Here is a 4,232-nt window from a genome sequence, read left to right on the forward strand (position 1 = left end):
CCTCAGAGGCCACCTTTTACCGTGTCCTCAAGGCCGCCGATCAGCAGCACCAACGCGGCCGCAGCCATGCGCCGCAGAGGCACGCCGCGCCGACCACGCACAGTGCAACGAAGAGTAACCAGGTCTGGTCATGGGACATCACCTATCTGCAATCGCCGGTGCGCGGGCAGTATTACTACCTGTATTTGATCGAGGACATCTACAGCCGCAAGGCCGTGGGCTGGGAGGTTTACGAGCAAGAAAGCGGCGAGCGTGCGGCCGAACTGATGCAGCGTACCGTGCTCGGCGAGCGCTGCGTGGGCCAACCCTTGGTGCTGCACTCGGACAACGGCGCGCCGATGAAATCGGTGACACTGCTGAGCAAGTTGTACGATCTGGGCATCACCCCCTCGCGCGGACGACCGCGGGTGAGCAACGACAATCCCTACTCAGAATCGCTGTTTAGAACCCTGAAATACTGCCCGCAATGGCCGCAGGATGGCTTTGCCGATTTGGACGCAGCACGCAGCTGGGTGCGCGACTTTATCCGCTGGTACAACCATGAGCACCGCCACAGCCGCATCCGCTTCGTGACCCCGGCGCAGCGCCATCGTGGAGAGGATCAAGAGGTGCTGGCCAAGCGTCATGTGCTGTATCAGCAAGCCCGTTTTAAACACCCGCATCGCTGGTCAGGTGCAACGCGAAATTGGCAACCAATCGGCACCGTCACACTCAACCCGGAAAGGGAGCAGCCGGCACTGAAAATAGCAGCTTAAAAACACGGCTGACGCGACAACTACCTTGCAAAACGCCGGGGGCCAGCGCTCGATTATCAGGACTACCGTGCTGCTCGCGTAGAGTTGCTGATGACCTACTGCCATGGATTGAAGCTGAAGTTTCCCGACACTCTAGAGGTTGTAGGTATCGCTTCGGAGCCATTGGTTGAAAATGCATCCTCGCAGGATTTCCTGTTCGTTTCGCTAGACCAGCCTCTGGGGCCAGAAGAAGAACGAGAGCTAAGAGAGGCATGCGATGAGCTGGGTATTTTTCAAGACGCAACCATGGTGGCGAAGCCATTCCAAGCGTTTGAGTATCCCCAAGCATTTCGCCCCACTATGTCAGCGGATCAGGGGCAGCCCGCATTTATGAATCGCGCAATGCGCAGGGCTTATGAGAGCCAGCAGAAGAGAGCAAAAGGTAAGCATAAGTGGGGACGCTGATAGGGTTGTGGTTGTCTTGCTGGGATACGAGCCGTATCAGCGTTGGCCACGTTTTTTCATAATGCGTTTGTTTCCGCTTTTGTCGCTGTTTGAGCGGTTAGGAACGGTACTACGTGTGATGGGGAAACTGTCATGTGCCTATCCCGAGCAGGCATCTGCTGCTTTAGTTGCTGAAGTGATAAACATGACTTGGCCGGGCCAAGTCCCATTTCCGCTTCTCAGTACGTTACCGGTATCTGGAGGATGCAGAGCTGATCGGGATGAGAGCTCACGCAACCACATCACACCACAGCTCAGCACGGAGGCGATATGCTATCCATCAGATTCTGTATTCGGTTAGGGGGTTCGGGCTTTGCTTAGGCCTGAGCGGAGCCTTGCCGTTCAATGTATGCGAAAGGAGACAGTGCTTTTGATCGGACGGGATCACTCATTTTCTGGATCAGTGACACTACCGGTGGTGTCACATGCATGCTAGGCTTGCTCAAACGATAGCTCAGCTCAAGGCCGCAAAGTCCTCCATCCGTTGTGAGGAGCTTGCGGCCTCTTTGCGCGGCTTGGGCTTTGATGTGCGCCCTGGCAAGGCTGGGCACAAGCTGGTAACTCACCCTGGCTTGGCAGGCTTCAGTTCAATGTCCTACAACTGTGGGCATGGTAGAAATCCAGAAATAAAGCCTGCATACGTGGTGAATGTATTACGCGTTTTTCGCGAATACGAGCAAGAACTCGATGAGTTCCTGAAGGAGCAGAAATGATCGATCCACATGCCTATAGCATTGAAATTAGACGCGGAACCTATGAGGGTGAAGTCTGCTTTCAAGCGCGTGTGCTGGAGCTGCCGGATCTTTATGAATATGCCGACAGCTATGATGAAGCCTACGGTCTAGTCATCGAATCGATTTCCATGACCGCCGAGGCTCTCGCGGAGCAGGGCAAGCAGATGCCTTCGCCATTCGAGCATGTCGAAGAGTTCAGTGGGCGTGTAACGTTGCGTATACCCAAGTCGTTGCATGCGTCGCTGGCACGCCGCGCGGACTGTGAAGATGTAAGCCTCAATGCGCTTCTAGTTTCGATTTTGTCAGCCTATCGCGGGTTCGATCTGGGTATGCAGAACTCGCACGACGAATGGCAAAGACTGGTACAGCCCATGCCGTCCCCAATACAGGTGGATGGTGTATCCATGGCTCGGCATGATTTGCCGAAGCTGAGTATCGTTGGCTGGAATGTCGCGGACGCCGCATGAATCTTGAAGCACTTCAACGGGCCAAAGACGGTCTACAAATTCAAGATGTGTTCTTGAAGTCGTCTAGCTCAAAGCTGGCCGAAGGATTCGACCCTAAGTTCGACCCGCGCCTGGAGAGCTTGCAGTTAGAGTTGCGCACTACCCCTAAGCGCTCCTACCTCATTGAAGGCGTTCACCAGGGCGAGAACATCGCGATCTTCCGAGTGGAGATGGATCTGGGCGCCAGACAGGTATGTCCTTTTGACGGCGAGGAAGGTGAAGAAGCTCAGCCGGATGTCATGGTGCAAATCGACGCTACTTTTATGGCGGACTATGTTATTGCCAATCCTGAGCTGAAAGCTGATCGCGAAGCACTGGATGCTTTTGCCGTCGCCAATGCTGGCTATCACGTTTGGCCTTATTGGCGTGAATACTTTTCCAGCCAGGTGTCGCGTATGAATTTGCCCAAAGTCATGCTTCCGATGATGCAGTTCACCAAAGCAAGTTCGGCCAGCACTGCGCAAAAGCCGGAGTAGTGCTGGATTCGCTGAAGTTGGCTTCTGTAGTTTTCAAGCAGAAACGGTGGGGTTGATCAAAGCTCCACCGTTAGCGTCTTGATTCCCACTCCTTCGCAAAATCGCCCCACCGCTGTCAGCGAGCGCCAGTGTCGTACAGGCTCACGCCGCGAGCGCACCGGCAGCCATTTCACGCCGAGTCTTAGTTCCAGCCGCCAATCATCCCCTTCCCGCAGCACCCGAAACTCTCGTGCCGCGCCTGTCTCCACCAGTGCCTGCAATGTCTCCTGCTCAATGGCTCGTTTCATGGCTTACCCCTGTATGCGCGGCAACCAGTACCCAGGGTTTTGGTATAGCGCAGCAGGAGAATTTGGTGCCCAGTCTTGTGAAGGCAGCCACCAATACCTGGTCAGATGTAGGGCCTGATTTAACAGATGCGCCTATTACGCGACATAAATAGGTGGCGGATTGCCTTCAGCCAATATGAATTGGTTCACAGCTCGCGTTACTATTCACAGCATCAAAAACAACGGACGTTCGTTCTGTTTTGGTAGTTCAACGGAGTGAGTAATGCGCCTTAAGCCATGGTTCTTCTTGTCGGCTTTGTTGTGGGCCTCGGTGCTGAATGCTCAGGAGCTTAGCTGCCGGGTGGTGGCGCTGAGCGATGGCGATACCTTTACCTGCCTGGACACTTTCAAGAATCAGCACAAGATCCGTTTGGCGAACATTGACACTCCGGAAAAGGATCAACCTTACGGGGCTAAGTCGAAGCAAATACTGAGCGGCCTTATTTTCGCCAAGCAGGTGGTCGTCGACGCGCAAACGAAGGATCGCTATGGGCGCACTATTGCCCTGGTGACAAAGGACGGCCTCAGCGTTAATCGTGAAATGGTTGAGCGCGGCGCCGCCTGGGTCTACCCCGAATATAACCAAGACCCATCCTTACCTGGCTTGGAGCGCCAAGCTCAAGCCGCCTCGCGGGGTATCTGGGGGCTGCCCTGTTGGCGCTGATGGAAAATTGACCCACCCTGCCGATTGAAATTTGACCCAGGGCGGATTGCTGATTTTGTTACCAGCAACTGTGGATAAGTCTACCAGCGCAGCTGCTGTTGCCCCCACTCCTTCGCTAGCCCAGTTCAGTTGTTTAAGACCTGCCACACGCAGCCATGTAGCAGGCCGTCGTCGCCATGAAATCAGAACGGCTCATCGTCCTCCGGTTCTTGGCCGCCCTTACGCTTTCGCTCCCGTGATTTGATCTTGGCCTGKGCCGCCAAGCTACTGTGTTGCAGGCGATAGGAC

The 4,232-nt window shown here is 54.9% G+C and carries 7 protein-coding genes and 1 pseudogene; 6 read left to right on the forward strand and 2 right to left on the reverse strand.

All coding sequences use genetic code 11. The annotated features are described in order from the left end of the window. The 5 genes from SOP97_RS01920 to SOP97_RS01940 form a co-directional block, all read left to right on the forward strand. Positions 1 to 755 (forward strand): IS3 family transposase (locus SOP97_RS01920; RefSeq protein ID WP_322948029.1); only part of this gene is annotated, 755 nt, incomplete at its 5' end. Positions 756 to 845: 90 nt separating this feature from the next. After that, positions 846 to 1,199 carry a hypothetical protein gene (locus SOP97_RS01925; protein ID WP_322948032.1) on the forward strand — a complete coding sequence of 118 codons (354 nt, stop codon included), beginning with the start codon at positions 846 to 848 and terminating at the stop codon, positions 1,197 to 1,199. Positions 1,200 to 1,663: 464 nt separating this feature from the next. After that, complete coding sequence (locus tag SOP97_RS01930) at positions 1,664 to 1,951, forward strand: hypothetical protein (protein ID WP_322948034.1); 288 nt, start codon at positions 1,664 to 1,666, stop codon at positions 1,949 to 1,951. Beyond that, entirely contained in the window at positions 1,948 to 2,439 is a 492-nt protein-coding gene (locus SOP97_RS01935) for a toxin-antitoxin system HicB family antitoxin (RefSeq protein ID WP_322948036.1), read from the forward strand. The genes SOP97_RS01930 and SOP97_RS01935 overlap by 4 nt, the downstream gene beginning before the upstream one ends. Continuing rightward, a complete protein-coding gene (locus tag SOP97_RS01940) occupies positions 2,436 to 2,954 on the forward strand; it encodes a hypothetical protein (RefSeq protein ID WP_322948038.1) in 519 nt (172 codons plus the stop codon). Before SOP97_RS01935 ends, SOP97_RS01940 begins: the two co-directional genes overlap by 4 nt. Positions 2,955 to 3,010: 56 nt before the next feature. Here the strand turns inward: SOP97_RS01940 and SOP97_RS01945 are convergent, their stop codons facing one another. Beyond that, a complete protein-coding gene (locus tag SOP97_RS01945; protein WP_322948040.1) occupies positions 3,011 to 3,241 on the reverse strand; it encodes a hypothetical protein in 231 nt (76 codons plus the stop codon). A 262-nt stretch (positions 3,242 to 3,503) separates the two neighbouring features. Between SOP97_RS01945 and SOP97_RS01950 the strand changes: the two genes are divergently transcribed. After that, positions 3,504 to 3,944 carry a thermonuclease family protein gene (locus SOP97_RS01950; protein ID WP_322948041.1) on the forward strand — a complete coding sequence of 147 codons (441 nt, stop codon included), beginning with the start codon at positions 3,504 to 3,506 and terminating at the stop codon, positions 3,942 to 3,944. 182 nt (positions 3,945 to 4,126) lie between these two features. On the opposite strand, the pseudogene SOP97_RS01955 reads toward SOP97_RS01950, so the two are convergent. Continuing rightward, positions 4,127 to 4,232: pseudogene (locus tag SOP97_RS01955) on the reverse strand (AAA family ATPase); the annotation flags it as partial.

It is taken from the genome of Pseudomonas spirodelae (assembly GCF_034653255.1).
Taxonomy (GTDB): Bacteria; Pseudomonadota; Gammaproteobacteria; order Pseudomonadales; family Pseudomonadaceae; genus Aquipseudomonas; species Aquipseudomonas spirodelae.

What these genes read in the sequence shown, in the direction of transcription:
- SOP97_RS01925 (WP_322948032.1), top strand. Translation starts at nt 846, where the DNA reads ATGACCTACTGCCATGGATTGAAGCTGAAGTTTCCCGACACTCTAGAG.
- SOP97_RS01930 (WP_322948034.1), top strand. Translation starts at nt 1,664, where the DNA reads ATGCATGCTAGGCTTGCTCAAACGATAGCTCAGCTCAAGGCCGCAAAG.
- SOP97_RS01935 (WP_322948036.1), top strand. Translation starts at nt 1,948, where the DNA reads ATGATCGATCCACATGCCTATAGCATTGAAATTAGACGCGGAACCTAT.
- SOP97_RS01940 (WP_322948038.1), top strand. Translation starts at nt 2,436, where the DNA reads ATGAATCTTGAAGCACTTCAACGGGCCAAAGACGGTCTACAAATTCAA.
- SOP97_RS01945 (WP_322948040.1), bottom strand. Translation starts at nt 3,241, where the DNA reads ATGAAACGAGCCATTGAGCAGGAGACATTGCAGGCACTGGTGGAGACA.
- SOP97_RS01950 (WP_322948041.1), top strand. Translation starts at nt 3,504, where the DNA reads ATGCGCCTTAAGCCATGGTTCTTCTTGTCGGCTTTGTTGTGGGCCTCG.